This is a genomic window from Streptomyces sp. SudanB52_2052, assembly GCF_964272415.1.
GTDB lineage: Bacteria > Actinomycetota > Actinomycetes > Streptomycetales > Streptomycetaceae > Streptomyces > Streptomyces olindensis.
In genome coordinates, this window is the sequence record NZ_OZ186796.1 from 5,597,022 (window position 1) to 5,612,578 (window position 15,557).

Below are 15,557 nucleotides of genomic sequence, written 5' to 3' on the forward strand. Positions count from 1 at the left end.
GACATGTACGACAATGGAATCGAGGGCACGGGACGGCACCGGGCTCCGGCCCGGGATTTCGTCACCCCCCTGACACCGCCGGATCCGACCTGGGACCCGGCCGAGGAACTGGCGTTCATCCTCCAGGAGGCCCTCGGGGAACAGGCGGCGCGGATTCCCGGCCCCCGGGACGAGGAACCGGCCGAGGTCGAGGAGCCGGCCCCGGCGCCGGGCGCGCACATGAGGCGGCTCCAGGACATCACCGAGGAACTGCCGCCCGTACGGGACGTCCCCCGCCGCCACCGCAAGGTCCGCCCCCGCAGGGCCCCGGGCCTGCTGCGCACCACCAGCTTCCTCGTCGCCGCCCTGGCGGCCGTCATCGCCTCCGCCGTGAGCGTGCTGAGCGGCATGGTCGCCTACGACCCCCTGCGCATGGTCGCGGCGTCCCCCGCGGAGCGGAACCTCCGCACCTGGTGGCCCCTCCTCGTCTACGGGCCCTGGCTGGTGGCCTCCCTGTCCGTGCTGCGGGCCGCGCTGCACCAGCGCCGTGCCGCGCACTCCTGGTGTGTGGTCGTGGTCTTCTCCTGCGTGGCCGTGCTGCTGTGCGTCGTCCAGGCGCCCAGGACCGTCCTCGGCACCGCGGCGGCCGCGCTGCCCGGGCTCGCCGCGCTGGCGTGCTTCCAGCAGGTCGTCCGGCAGATCACGCTGACGCGTCCGCCGCTGCGGTCGGTGCCCCGCCACCGGGTGGGGCAGGGTGCGCCGAAGGAGGCGCCCGGGGGTGACGCCGAGACCGCGGCCGGCGGTGAGGCGACCGGCGGGGAGGGGGCTACGCGGCGGGGCGCCGACTCCTGAGACGGTGCCCCGGGTGCGCGAGGCCTGCCCTTGGGTGACGGGCGCAGGTCACCGTCCCCCGCCCCGCCGATCCGCCCCCGCTGTAGTTTCACCCCATGCCCGCCCACCTCGACCCCCGTCTCCTGCGTGCCTTCGTCACCGTCGCCGAGGAACTGCACTTCACCCGTGCCGCGGTGCGCCTCCACCTGGCGCAGCAGGCGCTCAGCCGGGACGTGCGGCGGCTGGAGCGGGAGCTGGGTGCCGAACTGTTCGTGCGGACCACCCGGCAGGTGAGCCTCACGCCCGACGGGGAGCGGCTGCTGCCGTACGCCCGGCGGGTGCTCCGGGCGCAGGACGACCTGCTCGCCGCCTTCGACCAGGCCCGGCCCCTGCTGGTGGACCTCAACTCCCCGGGCCTGGCCACGCCGCGCCGCGTCCTGCACCTGGCCCGCGAACTCGCCCCGGAGCACGAACTGATGGCCCGCTACGAGAGCGGCCTGACCGGAGCCGCCGGCGAGCTGCTCGCGGGCCGGCTGGACGCGTCGTTCGGACGGTTCGCCGGGCTGGACACGGCGCTGCGGGCCGGGCTCGACCACCAGCCGGTGCGGTACGAGCCGATGGCCGTCGTCCTGCCCGAGGACCACCGGCTGGCCGGGCGGGCGCGGGTGCCGCTCGCCGAACTGGCCGGCGAGACCGTCTACGCGGGCGCCGGCAACGCGCGCACACCGGAGTGGACCGACCTCGCACGGCTGCTGTTCGAGGGCCGGGGCATCGAGATCGCGCCACCCGCGCCGCTGGCCGTGGGCGAGGAGGAGTTCCAGCGGGTCATGGCCAGAACGCGCCATCCGGTCCTGGCCGTTGTGGGATTTCCGGCCATGCCGTCGACGGTGTCACGGCCCCTGGTCGACCCCGTCCCGCTGTCCCCCGTCTCACTGGTGTGGCGCAGGGGCCTGACCCACCCCGCGTTCGACGCGCTGCGCCGGGCCGCGGCCCGGCTCGCGGCGGAGGAGGGCTGGCTGCGAAGGCCCGCCGGGACATGGATTCCCGCTGGTGACGATGTCCTCATGAGGTCTCGCGAACGAAACGATTCGACACGGCGTCCACACACAACCTCCGCGTGCGCTACATTCGACGCCTGAGCACGGTGTGGTAATAGGGGGGCGCTCGGACGGGTGGGGGGCCCGGTCCGACGACGGGTGCTCAGGTCGTACGCGCACCTGAACCATCCCGTGGGGGGAAGTGCGTACGCGTGACACAGTGGCGAGAAGACGCCCAACCCGAATGGCCCGAGGCCGCGACGGCCACCGGTGAAGTCCCCGCGGACGGCATGGGCCGGGACCGGAGAGTCACCCAGGTCTTCGCCGGTGACGTCCGGCCGACCGACCGCCGGCGGCCCGACGTGACGGAGATACTGCGCGGGATTCCGCGGCAGAGCGAGGGCGAGGCCGACTCGCTCGCCCCGGGCGCCAGTTTCCGGACCGCCGCCCGCGACCCCTGGCGGGAGCCGGAGGAAGCCGACGAAGCCGTCGCGTCCGGGCCCGGCCGCGACGCCGCCGAACACACCCACGATCCGCACGAGGTCACCGTCCAGCTCGACGCCGTTCAGCTCGGGGACGGTTTCGTACGGCAGGTCAAGGAAGGCACCGGCGCGGGCCCGGCCGCCGCCGACCGGCCCGTCTTCGTCGACGAGTCCGGCCGCCGCAGCCGCCGCTTCCGGCGGATCGGCATGGTCATCGCCCTGGCCTGCGGCGTCTACGCCGTCGTCATCGTCGCCACGCTGCTGTCGGGCAACTCCAACGCGCCCTGGCTGCCCGTGCCCAGCAAGAAGGAGGGCCCGCCGGCCGGGCAGGTCGACACCCCGCCGCTGCCCGCCGAGTCCGCCCCGGCCGACGGCACCGGCGCCACCGCCCCGGGCAGCACGCCGACGACCGACGAGGTCACGGCCCCCTCGCCCGGCCCCAGCGCCCGCGAACCCGTGGCCACCGCCGGCCCCGGCCGCGCCGGCACGACCGCCGACCCCACGCCGACGGCGACCCGGACCGCCCCGGCCCCGGGCACCGGCGCGACCGCCCCGGCCCCGAGCAAGCCGGCGAACCCGCCGAGCCCGCCCGTGTCCTCCCCGGCGCCGACCGGCGCCACCACGCCCGATCCGCCGACCGAGACCACGGGCACCGGCGGCGACGGCGGCACCGTCGCCGACGGACCGGCCGCGACCCAGCCGATCGCCCAGACGCCCGCCGCCTAGGCCTTGTCGCACAAGGCTCAGGGGATCTCCGCACCGTCGCGCCCGTCCCGCGACGCCTGGCGCGCCGAGAGCACACCAGACGCCGCAGGGCCCGCCCTCCGGGCGGGCGATGCGCCCGAGCGGCCCCCAGGGCCACCCGTACCGACCGCCTGCCCGGGCGCGCCCGGCATGCCGCGTGACCGTCCCCGCACCCCCCTCCCCGCACCACCCGGAGTACCACCACCCATGGCATCCCGTACCAGCCGTCCCGGGCCGGCGCCCCGAGCCCGTGGCGGCTCCAGGCGACGCCGCCTGCCCCTGCGCCTGCTGCTGCCCCTGCTCGTCCTCGTCGCGCTGATGGCGATGCTCATGCTGCGCGGCTACGTGCACAGCGAGATCCTCGCCGACCACCGCGTCGGGCCGCCCGCGGCCAACGACCGCGTACCGCAGGACATCCTCAAGGGCGGGCCCGTCATCGACACCCGGGACGGGAAGCCCGCCAGCCTGGAACTCCCGGACCACGAACTGGTCCTGACCTTCGACGACGGCCCGGACCCGGTCTGGACGCCCAAGGTCCTCGACGTACTGAAGAAGCACGACGCCCGGGCCGTCTTCTTCATCACGGGCACCATGGCCTCCCGCCACCCGGACCTCGTGCAGCGCATGGTCGACGAGGGCCACGAGATCGGGCTGCACACCTTCAACCACCCGGACCTGTCGCTGCAGAGCAAGAGCCGCATCGACTGGGAGCTGTCGCAGAACCAGCTCGCGCTGGCCGGGGCGGCCGGCATCCGCACCTCGCTGTTCCGCCCGCCCTACTCGTCGTTCGCGCACGTCATGGACAACAAGTCCTGGCCGGTGACCGAGTACATCGGCAGCAAGGGCTACATCACCATCGTCAACGACACCGACAGCGAGGACTGGCGCCGGCCCGGCGTGCAGAAGATCATCAGCAACGCCACGCCGAAGAACGGCGAGGGCGCCATCGTGCTGATGCACGACTCCGGTGGCGACCGCTCCCAGACCGTGGCCGCACTCGACCGGTTCATCACCGGGCTGCAGGACCAGGGCTACCGCTTCGACACCCTCACCGCCGCACTGGACGCCCCCAGCGCGCACACCTCGGTCGCGGGGCTGGAGTCGATCAAGGGCGAGGCGTGGGTCTTCCTGGTGCAGGCCTCCGAGAAGACGACCGGGATCCTCGTCGCGGGCCTCGCCGTCGTCGGCGTGCTGGTCTTCGGGCGCCTCGGGCTGATGCTGATCCTCTCCGTCGCGCACGCCCGCCGCGTCCGCCGCCGGAACTTCAGCTGGGGCCCGCCCGTCACGGAACCGGTGTCGGTGCTGGTGCCCGCCTACAACGAGGCCAAGTGCATCGAGCAGACGGTCCGTTCCCTCGTCGCCGGCGACCACCCCATCGAGGTGCTGGTCATCGACGACGGCTCCAGCGACGGCACCGCCCGCATCGTCGAGAACCTCGGCCTGCCCGGCGTACGCGTCGTCCGCCAGCTCAACGCGGGCAAGCCCGCCGCCCTCAACCGCGGGATCGCCAACGCCCGCCACGACATCATCGTGATGATGGACGGCGACACCGTCTTCGAGCCGACCACCGTCCGCGAACTCGTGCAGCCCTTCGGCGACCCGCGCGTCGGCGCCGTCGCCGGCAACGCCAAGGTCGGCAACCGCGACTCGCTCATCGGCGCCTGGCAGCACATCGAGTACGTGATGGGCTTCAACCTCGACCGCCGCATGTACGACGTGCTGCGCTGCATGCCCACCATCCCCGGCGCGGTCGGCGCGTTCCGGCGCAGCGCCCTGGAACGCGTCGGCGGCATGAGCGACGACACGCTCGCCGAGGACACCGACATCACCATGGCCCTGCACCGCGACGGCTGGCACGTCGTCTACGCGGAGAAGGCCGTCGCCTGGACCGAGGCCCCCGAGTCCGTGCAACAGCTGTGGTCCCAGCGCTACCGCTGGTCGTACGGCACGATGCAGGCCATCTGGAAGCACCGCCGGGCCCTCGTCGACCGCGGACCCTCGGGCCGCTTCGGCCGCGTGGGACTGCCGCTGGTGTCGATGTTCATGGTCGTGGCGCCGCTGCTGGCCCCGCTGATCGACGTGTTCCTGCTGTACGGGCTGGTGTTCGGCCCGACCGAGAAGACCATCGGCGCCTGGCTGGGCGTCCTCGCGGTGCAGGGCGTGTGCGCGGCCTACGCGTTCCACCTCGACAAGGAACGCATGACCCACCTCATCTCCCTGCCGCTCCAGCAGCTCCTCTACCGGCAGCTCATGTACGTCGTCCTGCTCCAGTCCTGGATCACCGCGCTCACCGGCGGCCGGCTGCGCTGGCAGAAGCTGCGGCGCACCGGCGCGGTGGGGCTGCCCGGGGGCGGAATGGCCGCGCCCCACCAGCAGATGGACGGGCGGCCGGTCGCATGACCACGGTTCCCGCGACGACCGAGGCTCCGCGCCAGGAGCAGGCCCCGTCACCCCGGCCCGGCCGCGACCGGTACTTCGACCTGCTGCGCGCCCTCGCCCTGTTCCGTGTCGTGCTGTACCACCTGACGGGCTGGGCCTGGCTGCCGCTGGTGTTCCCGTCCATGGGCGTGATGTTCGCCCTCGCGGGCAACCTCATGGCCCGCTCGCTCAAGCGCCCGGCCGTGCAGGTGATCCGCGGCCGGCTGCGGCGGCTGCTGCCCCCGCTGTGGCTGCTGGGCGTCGTCGGCGTCACCGGCATGGTCCTCCAGGGCTGGGGGCCGGACGCGGACGGGCACCCCGGCTGGTGGTGGCTCCACCTCACCTTCTGGATCGTGCCGTTCAGCGACCCGCCCTACGCCGAGGGACTGCCCGGCGTGCCCGGCTTCATCGGCGAGAACTGGGCCGCCGACCTCGCGGGCCCGCTCTGGTACATCCGCGCCTACCTCTGGTACGTGCTGCTGTCCCCGCTGCTGCTGAAGGCCCTGCGCGCCCTGCCGGTCGTCACGCTGTCCGCGCCGATCGCGCTGGCCGTCGCGTTCGAGCAGGGCTGGCTCACGCTGCCCGGCGAGCGGATCCCCTCGGCGCTCACGGACTTCTCCACCTTCGGCGCCTGCTGGATCCTCGGCATGGCCCACCAGGAGGGCATCCTGCGGCGACTGCCGCGCTACGTCGTCCCGTCCGTGGCGCCCGTCATCGCCCTGGTCGGCCTCTGGTACGCGCTGCGCCACGACTTCGGCACCGGCAACGACCTGGACAGCATGCCCCTCGCGCAGGCCCTGTGGTCCTTGGGCACCGTGCTCCTGCTGCTCCACATCAGCCCCTCCTGGTCCGAGTGGCCGGACAGGCTGCGCCGCTTCGCCCGGCCGATCGGCCTGCTCAACTCCCGGGCCGTGACCATCTACCTGTGGCACAACACCTGCATCCTGGTCGCCGCCACACTGTGGGACCGGCTGTGGGGCTTCCCCGTGCTGGAGCAGAACGTCCCCGGCCTGCTGGAGAGCCCCTGGCCGGTGCTGGTCCTGGTCTGGGTACTCATAGCCGGCTGCGTCCTGGCGTTCGGCTGGATGGAGGACCTGGCGGCGCAGCAGAAACCGCGGTTGTGGCCGAGGAGTGAGCCTCGGGTGAGAAAGCGACGGTGAGGGAGTTCCGACAGCGCGGCCGGCCCGCGGAGCCTCCCGAGCCGGCCGCCCGGCCCGCCGGCCCGTTCCTCTGGTTGCGCCGGTATGGAAAACTGCCCCGGTCGCGCTGGTGAACAAAGCGGCCGGTGGGAGCGGTGGGGATGAGTAAGCGGCAGACACAGAAGATGCTGTGGCTGATGGCGAGCGGGGAACCGGTCGAGCTCACCAGCCCGATGGCGTCCGTGAAGAAGCTGGCCCGGCTGGCCTTCGTCGCCCAGCAGTTCGGCTACGAGTACGCCGACGTCCGGCAGAGCGGCCGCAACGGCGCGCTGACCATGCTGATCCTGCCCGACCTCAGCCCGCAGGCCAGGGCCCGGGCCGCGCAGAACCGGGCGCAGTACCCCAACGCCGGTGACGGTGTCTCCCTGCCGCCCGTCGTGCCCGACGCGTTCGAGCTCCTCAAGGCCCGCATCAACTTCGACCTCACCGGCAGGCACGCCGAGAAGCGCATGTGGTTCGGGGCGCTGGGCGTCACCGTCGGCTGCGTGGTCCTCGCCTTCCGTTTCGGGGGCGAGTCCTCCGACTTCGTCGTGGCCGGTGTGGTGTGGCTGCTGCTCATGGCGGTCTTCGGCGTCGGTCTGCTGGTCACGCGCAAGCGCAACGCCAAGTTCGCGGCCCGGTTGCAGGCGTCCGGCTTCCTGCCGGTGACGGACGAGAACGGGCGGACCCGGTACCTGCCGCCGGGAACACCAGGCCTCTACGCCCAACCGACGCCGGGCCCCTACGGTGCTCAGCCCGCGCCGGGCAGCCCGTACCCCGCTCAGCCCCAGCCCGGCCCGTACGGCGCCCAACCCGCGCCGGGCCCTTACCCCGGCCAACCCGCGCCAGGCCCGTACGCCGGTCAGCCCGCAGCAGGCCATTACCCCGGTCATCCCGCACCAGGCCCGTACGCGGGACATCCGGCGCCCGGCCCCTACCCCGCCAGCCCGCCCCGGGCTCCTACGGCGCCCAGCCCCCCACCCCCCACAACCCGCCGTATCCTCAGCAGAACCCTCACTGGCAGCCCCCGCGGCGATGACCCGAAACCGACGGAACCTCTCATCCCGCCCGGACGCGGGGTGAGAGCAAAGTTCCCTCGCGGTCACTCACTGGCACAGGCAGGAAACGCGCCCTCCCTACCTTCGGGATCAGTCACTCGAGGTACGACCGAGTCCTGGAGCACAGTGGAGGCGTCATGACAGGCCCTGGCACGGCACCCGCACCCCCGAGCAGGGGCGGACGCTGGATCCAGCACTGGGATCCGGAGAACGAGACCTTCTGGCAGGAGACGGGAGAGAAGATCGCCCGCCGGAACCTCTTCTTCTCCGTGCTGTCCGAGCACATCGGCTTCTCGATCTGGACCCTGTGGTCCGTGCTGGTGCTCTTCATGGGCCCGGAGTACGGGCTGACCCCGGCCGACAAGTTCATGCTGACCTCGATGGTCACGCTGGTCGGCGCGGTCGTCCGCGTCCCCTACACCTTCGCCGTCGCCATCTTCGGCGGGCGGAACTGGACGATCATCTCGGCCGCCATGCTGCTGATCCCGACCGTCGCCGCGTTCACCGTGATGGAGCCGGGCACCAGCTTCTCCACCTTCCTGCTCGTCGGCCTCCTCGCCGGCGTCGGCGGCGGCAACTTCGCCTCCTCCATGACCAACATCAACGCCTTCTTCCCGCTGCGGAAGAAGGGCTGGGCCCTCGGCCTGAACGCCGGTGGCGGCAACATCGGCGTCCCGGTGATCCAGCTGGCCGCGCTCGCGATCATCGGCGCCGGCGGCGGGCCGCGCGTGCTGCTCGGGATCTACATCCCGCTCATCGTCGTCGCCGCCGTCATGGCCGCGCTCTTCATGGACAACATCGAGAACGTCAAGAACGACACCGGTGCCGCCAAGGACGCCGCGAAGGACGCCCACACCTGGATCATGTCCTTCCTCTACATCGGCACCTTCGGCTCGTTCATCGGCTACAGCTTCGCCTTCGGCCAGGTCCTGCAGAACCAGTTCGGACGCACCCCGCTGGAGGCGGCGTACGTCACCTTCATCGGCCCGCTCCTCGGCTCCCTGATCCGCCCCGTCGGCGGCTGGCTCGCCGACCGGTACGGCGGCGCGAAGATCAGCCTGTGGAACTACGTGGCCATGGGTGTCGCGACGGCGATCCTGATCGGTGCCTCGATGGAGAAGTCGCTGGCGCTGTTCACGGTGGCGTTCGTGGTGCTGTTCGTCCTCAGCGGCCTCGGCAACGGCTCGACGTTCAAGATGATCCCGGGCATCTTCCAGAACAAGGCCCTCGCCCAGGGGCTGAAGGGCGAGGAGGCCGCGGCCTACGGGCGCCGGCTCTCCGGAGCCTCCATGGGCCTGATCGGCGCGGTGGGCGCGCTCGGCGGCGTCGGCATCAACCTCGCCTTCCGCCAGTCCTTCCTCTCCTACGGCTCCGGCACCGGCGCGTTCGTCGCCTTCCTCGCCTTCTACGTGGTGTGCTTCGCGGTCACCTGGGCCGTATACCTTCGCCGTACGGCTCCCCGGGTACCCGAAACGTCGACGGCCTCGGAGAAGAAGCAGCAGCTCAGCTACGCAAGGGTGTGACGTAACACCGCCGACATCAAGCCGATCCGGGCCTGTCACGAGCCGTTGACAGGCTCGATCGGCATGTAGGTACGCCGTACCCATGAAGTACGACGACTCGAGTGCGGGACGAGAGCCATGTACGAGGAAGAACAGCGACCGGACCACGGACCCCTGGCGGGTTTCACCGTGGGTGTGACGGCCGCGCGCCGTGCCGACGAGCTGGGGGCGCTGCTGCAGCGACGCGGTGCCGCCGTCCTGCACGCCCCCGCCCTGCGGATCGTGCCGCTCGCCGACGACAGCGAACTGCTGGCCGCGACCAAGGAGATCATCGAGCAGGTTCCGGACATCGTCGTGGCCACGACCGCGATCGGGTTCCGGGGCTGGGTCGAGGCCGCGGACGGCTGGGGCCTGGGCGAGGACCTGCTCTCGCGACTGGCCGGCGTACGGATCCTGGCGCGCGGGCCGAAGGTGAAGGGCGCGGTCCGGGCCGCCGGGCTGACCGAGGAGTGGTCGCCGTCGTCGGAGTCCATGGCCGAGGTGCTCGACCGGATGCTGGAGGAGGGCGTCGAGAACCAGCGCATCGCGATCCAGCTGCACGGCGAGCCGCTGCCGGGCTTCGTGGAGGCGCTGCGGGAGGGCGGCGCCGAGGTCGTCGGCGTGCCCGTCTACCGGTGGATGCCGCCGGAGGATCTCGGCCCGGTCGACCGGCTCCTGGACGCGACGGTGTCCCGCGGCGTGGACGCGCTGACGTTCACCAGCGCCCCGGCCGCGGCCTCCTTCCTCTCCCGGGCGGAGGAACGCGGGCTGCTCCCCGAGGTGCTGGCCGCCCTGAGCCACGACGTCCTGCCGGCCTGTGTCGGCCCGGTCACCGCCCTGCCCCTGCAGTCCCGCGGCATCGACACGAGCCAGCCCGAGCGCTTCCGGCTCGGGCCCCTCGTCCAGCTGCTCTGCCAGGAACTGCCCGCGCGGGCGCGCTCGCTGCCCATCGCCGGGCACCGGGTGGAGATCCGCGGACACGCCGTCCTGGTCGACGGCGACCTCAAGCCCGTGCCGCCCGCGGGCATGTCCCTGCTGCGCGCCCTGTCCCGCCGCCCCGGCTGGGTCGTCTCCCGCGCCGACCTGCTGCGCGCCCTGCCCGGATCCGGCCGCGACGAGCACGCGGTCGAGACGGCGATGGCCCGCCTGCGCACGGCCCTCGGCACGCCGAAGCTGATCCAGACGGTGGTCAAGCGCGGCTACCGCCTCGCGTTGGACCCGGCGGCGGAGACGAAGTACGCGGACGCGTAGACCCGCGCCGGGGTTGATCGGAATCGCGCCGGAGTCCGGAGGGGGCCGCATCGCGCGCCGTGACCGCCCGTCGCGCGGGGGGTTTCCCGCGCGCCGCTGGGCAGGCACTGTAAGAGGGAACGGTTTCCCAGCCCTCTCACTGGCGTCTCACCGACCCTAGGCGGTGACAGGCACATGGCACTGGGTACGGCCACGGCCCCCTACGAGCTGCGGTTCGACGCCGGGCGGATCTGCCTGGATCTGCTCTCCACCACGCACCCGGAGGAGCGGCTGGACTCCGTGGACGTGCTGGGCGCCTGGATCACCGGCTCCGGACTCGTCCCGGCAGGCACGTCCCTCGCCCACGCGGACGCCGGCTGGCTCGTCGCCTTCCGCGAACTGCGCGGCCAGATCGACCGGTTGGTGCGCGGCCGACCGAGGCCCGGCGTCCCGGCGTACGACCTCGCCCTGGCGCGCGTCAACGACCTGGCCCGGACCGCGCCCCCGGCCCCGCGTGCCGTCCGTGACGAAGACGGCGATCTCGTACGGCGGTTGGACGGCCCGCCCGGCCGCGCGGCCCTGCTCGCGGCCGTCGCCCGGGACGCCGTCGATCTCCTCACCGACCCGGTGGCCCGGGCGGCCCTGCGCGAGTGCGAGGGCGACAACTGCCCGATCGTGTACCTCGACACCTCGCGGGGACGCCGGAGGCGCTGGTGCTCCAGTGAAGTCTGCGGGAACCGCGAAAGGGTCGCCCGGCACCGCCGCCGCGCGGCACTCGCCCGCGCCTGAAACGCAATTGGGTGCCCGCTGCATTCAATTTCCCTGTCCTAATTGCGACTTCTGCGACCGCACTGTCGAAGTGATTTCGATTACATCCCGTTTACCTACGGTCCCGTAGGGAAGGCGTGGCTTGAACTTGCCGTTGTGGCGGAAATGTAAAGAACGCGGGGTGGGAATGTGGCCGCATGTCCCCCTCGTCACGTCACTTCGAAGAAATCTGTCACGCCTCTTTGAACACCCAACGCCTCGTGTCCGTACGGCTTGTGGAGCGACCGACTGGGGGAACCCCCGGACATCGGAGGTGGGCGTGCGCAAGGATTCCGTCGTGGCCAATGAACGTGCACCGAGGGCCCGACATCGCATGTCCCAGCCCTCGGAACCCGACGAGGAGCTGATGCGTGCGCTCTATCGCGAACACGCCGGACCCCTGCTGGCGTATGTCCTGCGCCTGGTCGCCGGAGACCGGCAGCGCGCCGAGGACGTCGTGCAGGAGACGCTCATCCGTGCCTGGAAGAACGCCGGTCAGCTCAATCGGGCGACCGGATCGGTACGCCCCTGGCTGGTGACGGTCGCCCGGCGCATCGTCATCGACGGCCACCGCAGCCGGCAGGCCCGGCCGCAGGAGGTCGACCCGTCGCCGCTGGAGGTCATCCCCGCGGAGGACGAGATCGACAAGGCGCTGTGGCTGATGACTCTCTCGGACGCACTCGACGACCTGACCCCCGCGCACCGGGAGGTGCTCGTCGAGACGTACTTCAAGGGGCGTACCGTCAATGAGGCGGCCGAGACCCTGGGCATACCCAGCGGCACCGTCCGCTCCAGGGTGTTCTACGCCCTGCGTTCGATGAAGCTGGCACTGGAGGAGCGGGGGGTGACGGCGTGATGAGTGTTTACGGGGGTAACCAGGGGTTCGGTACGGGAGGCATGGGTATGTCTGGTCCCATGCAGGAATCCCCGGTGCCGAACGAGCACGAGACCGTCGGCGCCTACGCCCTCGGCATCCTCGACGACGCCGAAGCGACCGCCTTCGAAGCCCACCTCGCGACCTGCGAGTGGTGCGCCCAGCAGCTCGACGAGCTGGCCGGCATGGAGCCCATGCTCGCCGCCCTCGCCGACCTGCCGGGCTCCGGCAGCACACCCGCGATCGGCGAGTCGCTGTCCGCGAAGCCCAGGCCGCGCCTGGTGGAGAAGCTGGTCGACGAGGTCGCGGAGCGGCGTGCCCAGAAGCGCCGCCGCAGCTTCTACATGGTGGCCGCGGCCGGCGCGCTGATCATCGGCGGCCCCTTCGTCGCGGTCGCGACGAACGGCGGAGGCGGCGACGGCGGCGGCGCGGAGAACCGCCCGCTCGCGGCGAGCCCCGCCAAGGAGGCCTTCGACGGCATCTCCGACAAGATCTCCGCCACCGACCCGAACACCAAGGTCTCCGCGACCGTCGCCCTCCAGAAGAAGGACTGGGGGACCAGCACGGTCACGGAGCTGAAGAACGTCAAGGGCCCGCTCAAGTGCGCCCTCGTCGCGGTCGGCAAGAACGGCGAGCGGGAGACCCTGGCCTCCTGGTCCGTCCCGGAGTGGGGCTACGGCCTCCCCGACGCCAAGACCGAGAAGGCCAAGCAGCCCCTCTACGTCCAGGGCGGCGCCGCCTTCGAGCCGAACGAGATCGACCACTTCGAGGTCGTGACCTTCGACGGCAAGCGGCTGGTCGAGGTCGACGCGTAGCCTTACCGGGTCCCCTTCGCGTACGGTGGACGGCTGCCCAGCACGTCAGAAGGGGGCCCGGTGGCCGCTCAGGCACCTCAGGAAACCGCGCTCGACTCCCTGAGAGACAGAGAGATCGGCGTCGAACAGGAACACCTGGACCGGGTGTACCGGCGCCTCGAGGAGAAGATCCACGAGGCGGAGTTCCTCATGAACGACGCCGCCCAGCGCGGCCAGGTCGGCACGCCCGGCGCGCTCGCCGAGCGGGACGCGCAGGTCTTCCGGGCCGGCATCCACCTGAACCGGCTCAACAACGAGTTCGAGGACTTCCTCTTCGGCCGCATCGACCTGCTGCTCGGCAAGGACGGCAAGAAGGGCCCCGACGGCGCGTACACCGCCGTCGAGCCCGCCGAGGGCGCCGTCCGCGAGGACAACACCGCCGACATCGCCGAGACCCTGCACATCGGCCGCATCGGCGTCCTCGACCAGGACTACGCCCCGCTGGTCATCGACTGGCGCGCCCCGGCCGCCGCCCCCTTCTACCGCTCCACCCCGGTCGATCCCGGCCGGGTCGTGCGCCGCCGGGTCATCCGCTCCAAGGGCCGCAAGGTGCTCGGCGTCGAGGACGACCTGATGCGCCCCGAGCTGACGGCCTTCCTCGACGGCCGCGAGCTGCCCGTCATCGGCGACGGCGCCCTGATGGCCGCCCTCGGCCAGGCCCGCAGCCACACCATGCGCGACATCGTCGCCTCCATCCAGGCCGAGCAGGACCTGGTCATCCGCGCCCCCGCCGCCTCCGTCACGTACGTCGAGGGCGGCCCCGGCACCGGCAAGACCGCCGTCGCCCTGCACCGCGCCGCCTACCTCCTCTACCAGGACCGGCGCCGGTACGCGGGCGGCATCCTGATCGTCTCGCCGACCCCGCTGCTCGTCGCCTACACCGAGGGCGTCCTGCCCTCCCTCGGCGAGGAGGGCCAGGTCGCCATCCGCGCCATCGGCTCCCTGGTCGAGGGCGCCGAGGCCACCCTCTACGACTCCCCGTCCGTGGCCCGTGCCAAGGGCTCCTCGCGCATGCTCAAGGTGCTGCGCAAGGCCGCGCGCGGAGCACTGGAGCTGAACGATTCACCGACCCGGCTGCGCGTGGTCGCCTTCGGCCGCCGCCTGGAGCTGGAGGCCGACGAACTGGCGGGCATCCGCCGCGCCGCCCTCGGCGGCACCGCCCCCGTGAACCTGCTGCGCCCCCGCGCCCGCAAGCTCCTCCTGGACGCCCTGTGGGAGCGGTCCGGCGCGGCCGGCCGGCACACCGACCCGGAACTCGCCGCCGAGCTGCGCTCCTCCTTCGACGAGGACATCACCTCCGAGGACGCCTTCACCGCCTTCCTCGACGCCTGGTGGCCGGAGCTGACCCCGGCGGCCGTCCTCACCGCCATGGCCGACGAGCGGCGCCTCGGCCGCTGGGCCCGGCGGATCCTCAACCCCGGCGAGGTCCGCAAGGTCGCCCGCTCCCTCAGGCGCGACGGCTACTCCGTGCACGACATCGCCATGCTCGACGAGCTCCAGGCCGTCCTCGGCGCGCCCGCCCGGCCCCGCAAGAAGCGCGAACTCGACCCGCTGGACCAGCTCACCGGCCTGGAGGAGCTGATGCCGGTGCGCGAGGAGTCCCAGCGCGAGCGCGCCGAGCGACTGGCGGCCGAGCGCACCGAGTACGCCCACGTCATCGTCGACGAGGCCCAGGACCTCACCCCGATGCAGTGGCGCATGGTCGGCCGCCGTGGCCGGCACGCCACCTGGACGGTCGTCGGCGACCCGGCCCAGTCCTCCTGGTCCGACCCGGACGAGGCGGCCCAGGCCCGCGACGAGGCCCTCGGCACCCGCCCCCGCCGCCGCTTCGAACTCACCGTGAACTACCGCAACCCGGCCGAGATCGCCGAACTCGCCGCGAAGGTCCTCGCCCTCGCGATGCCCGGCTCCCAGGCCCCGAAGGCGGTCCGCTCCACCGGCGTCGAGCCGCGCTTCACGGTCGTGCGGGACACCCTGGGCGAAACCGTCCGTGACGAAGCCGCCCGGCTGCTGGAACGCGTCGACGGCACGGTCGGCGTGGTCGTCGCCATGCAGCGCCGCGAGGAGGCCCGCCGCTGGCTCGCCGGGCTCGGCGACCGCGTGGTGGCGCTCGGCAGCCTGGAGGCCAAGGGCCTGGAGTACGACGCGACGGTCGTGGTCTCCCCGGCGGAGATCGCCGACGAGTCCCCGGCCGGCCTGCGCGTGCTCTACGTCGCACTGACCCGGGCCACCCAGCAGCTCACGGTCGTCTCGGCCGAACGTGACGAGCCCGACGGGGCGGGAATCCCGGACCTGCTGAGGGACTGAGCCGGGTTACCCACTCGACGGCGAAATGAACTCCCGGTACGGGAATCGCCTTACGGGATCTGTTTGTTAGCCTGGATGTGGCACCGGCTCGATCCAAGCCCCCGGGCCCAACCTTCGTCGCTACGAGCGACCACTTGCCGCGAGGCGAGCATGGCGGGTCGGTGCCACCTACTTCCGAAGAGACCCACGTCCACGTGACGTGGGTCTCTTTTTGCTG

12 protein-coding genes are annotated in these 15,557 nt (G+C 72.3%); all 12 read left to right on the forward strand.

Annotated elements, in window-relative coordinates; genetic code table 11:
* Nucleotides 1-3 precede the first annotated feature (3 nt).
* The 12 genes from ACSUPV_RS24990 to ACSUPV_RS25045 all read left to right on the forward strand — a co-directional run bounded on the left by ACSUPV_RS24990 (nt 4) and on the right by ACSUPV_RS25045 (nt 15,340).
* Nucleotides 4-831 (forward strand): hypothetical protein, encoded by an 828-nt coding sequence (locus ACSUPV_RS24990; RefSeq protein ID WP_436948593.1) that lies wholly within the window; start codon nt 4-6, stop codon nt 829-831.
* A gap of 95 nt (nt 832-926) precedes the next feature.
* Nucleotides 927-1,949 carry a LysR family transcriptional regulator gene (locus tag ACSUPV_RS24995; RefSeq protein WP_436948594.1) on the forward strand — a complete coding sequence of 341 codons (1,023 nt, stop codon included), beginning with the start codon at nt 927-929 and terminating at the stop codon, nt 1,947-1,949.
* A gap of 110 nt (nt 1,950-2,059) precedes the next feature.
* Complete coding sequence (locus ACSUPV_RS25000; protein ID WP_436948595.1) at nt 2,060-3,055, forward strand: hypothetical protein; 996 nt, start codon at nt 2,060-2,062, stop codon at nt 3,053-3,055.
* A gap of 225 nt (nt 3,056-3,280) precedes the next feature.
* Nucleotides 3,281-5,473, forward strand: coding sequence for a glycosyltransferase (locus ACSUPV_RS25005; protein ID WP_436948596.1), 2,193 nt, complete (start codon nt 3,281-3,283; stop codon nt 5,471-5,473).
* Complete coding sequence (locus ACSUPV_RS25010; protein ID WP_031113122.1) at nt 5,470-6,651, forward strand: acyltransferase family protein; 1,182 nt, start codon at nt 5,470-5,472, stop codon at nt 6,649-6,651. Before ACSUPV_RS25005 ends, ACSUPV_RS25010 begins: the two co-directional genes overlap by 4 nt.
* A 140-nt stretch (nt 6,652-6,791) precedes the next feature.
* Nucleotides 6,792-7,868 (forward strand): hypothetical protein, encoded by a 1,077-nt coding sequence (locus ACSUPV_RS25015; protein WP_436948597.1) that lies wholly within the window; start codon nt 6,792-6,794, stop codon nt 7,866-7,868.
* On the forward strand, nt 7,865-9,250 hold the full coding sequence (locus ACSUPV_RS25020; RefSeq protein ID WP_031113125.1) for a nitrate/nitrite transporter: 1,386 nt from the start codon (nt 7,865-7,867) through the stop codon (nt 9,248-9,250). The genes ACSUPV_RS25015 and ACSUPV_RS25020 overlap by 4 nt, the downstream gene beginning before the upstream one ends.
* Before the next feature lie 117 nt (nt 9,251-9,367).
* On the forward strand, nt 9,368-10,519 hold the full coding sequence (locus ACSUPV_RS25025) for a uroporphyrinogen-III synthase (RefSeq protein WP_031113127.1): 1,152 nt from the start codon (nt 9,368-9,370) through the stop codon (nt 10,517-10,519).
* Between the two features lie 174 nt (nt 10,520-10,693).
* On the forward strand, nt 10,694-11,287 hold the full coding sequence (locus ACSUPV_RS25030) for a CGNR zinc finger domain-containing protein (protein ID WP_436948598.1): 594 nt from the start codon (nt 10,694-10,696) through the stop codon (nt 11,285-11,287).
* A 352-nt stretch (nt 11,288-11,639) separates the two neighbouring features.
* Nucleotides 11,640-12,161 (forward strand): sigma-70 family RNA polymerase sigma factor, encoded by a 522-nt coding sequence (locus tag ACSUPV_RS25035; protein WP_010039908.1) that lies wholly within the window; start codon nt 11,640-11,642, stop codon nt 12,159-12,161.
* A complete protein-coding gene (locus ACSUPV_RS25040) occupies nt 12,161-12,994 on the forward strand; it encodes an anti-sigma factor family protein (protein WP_359793676.1) in 834 nt (277 codons plus the stop codon). Before ACSUPV_RS25035 ends, ACSUPV_RS25040 begins: the two co-directional genes overlap by 1 nt.
* Before the next feature lie 60 nt (nt 12,995-13,054).
* Nucleotides 13,055-15,340, forward strand: coding sequence for a HelD family protein (locus tag ACSUPV_RS25045; RefSeq protein WP_359793677.1), 2,286 nt, complete (start codon nt 13,055-13,057; stop codon nt 15,338-15,340).
* The last annotated feature ends 217 nt before the right edge of the window (nt 15,341-15,557 follow it).

Bases quoted from the DNA above. Each gene is read 5' to 3' on its own strand.
- ACSUPV_RS24990 (WP_436948593.1), top strand. From the start codon at position 4: ATGTACGACAATGGAATCGAGGGCACGGGACGGCACCGGGCTCCGGCC.
- ACSUPV_RS24995 (WP_436948594.1), top strand. From the start codon at position 927: ATGCCCGCCCACCTCGACCCCCGTCTCCTGCGTGCCTTCGTCACCGTC.
- ACSUPV_RS25005 (WP_436948596.1), top strand. From the start codon at position 3,281: ATGGCATCCCGTACCAGCCGTCCCGGGCCGGCGCCCCGAGCCCGTGGC.
- ACSUPV_RS25010 (WP_031113122.1), top strand. From the start codon at position 5,470: ATGACCACGGTTCCCGCGACGACCGAGGCTCCGCGCCAGGAGCAGGCC.
- ACSUPV_RS25015 (WP_436948597.1), top strand. From the start codon at position 6,792: ATGAGTAAGCGGCAGACACAGAAGATGCTGTGGCTGATGGCGAGCGGG.
- ACSUPV_RS25020 (WP_031113125.1), top strand. From the start codon at position 7,865: ATGACAGGCCCTGGCACGGCACCCGCACCCCCGAGCAGGGGCGGACGC.
- ACSUPV_RS25025 (WP_031113127.1), top strand. From the start codon at position 9,368: ATGTACGAGGAAGAACAGCGACCGGACCACGGACCCCTGGCGGGTTTC.
- ACSUPV_RS25030 (WP_436948598.1), top strand. From the start codon at position 10,694: ATGGCACTGGGTACGGCCACGGCCCCCTACGAGCTGCGGTTCGACGCC.
- ACSUPV_RS25035 (WP_010039908.1), top strand. From the start codon at position 11,640: ATGTCCCAGCCCTCGGAACCCGACGAGGAGCTGATGCGTGCGCTCTAT.
- ACSUPV_RS25040 (WP_359793676.1), top strand. From the start codon at position 12,161: ATGAGTGTTTACGGGGGTAACCAGGGGTTCGGTACGGGAGGCATGGGT.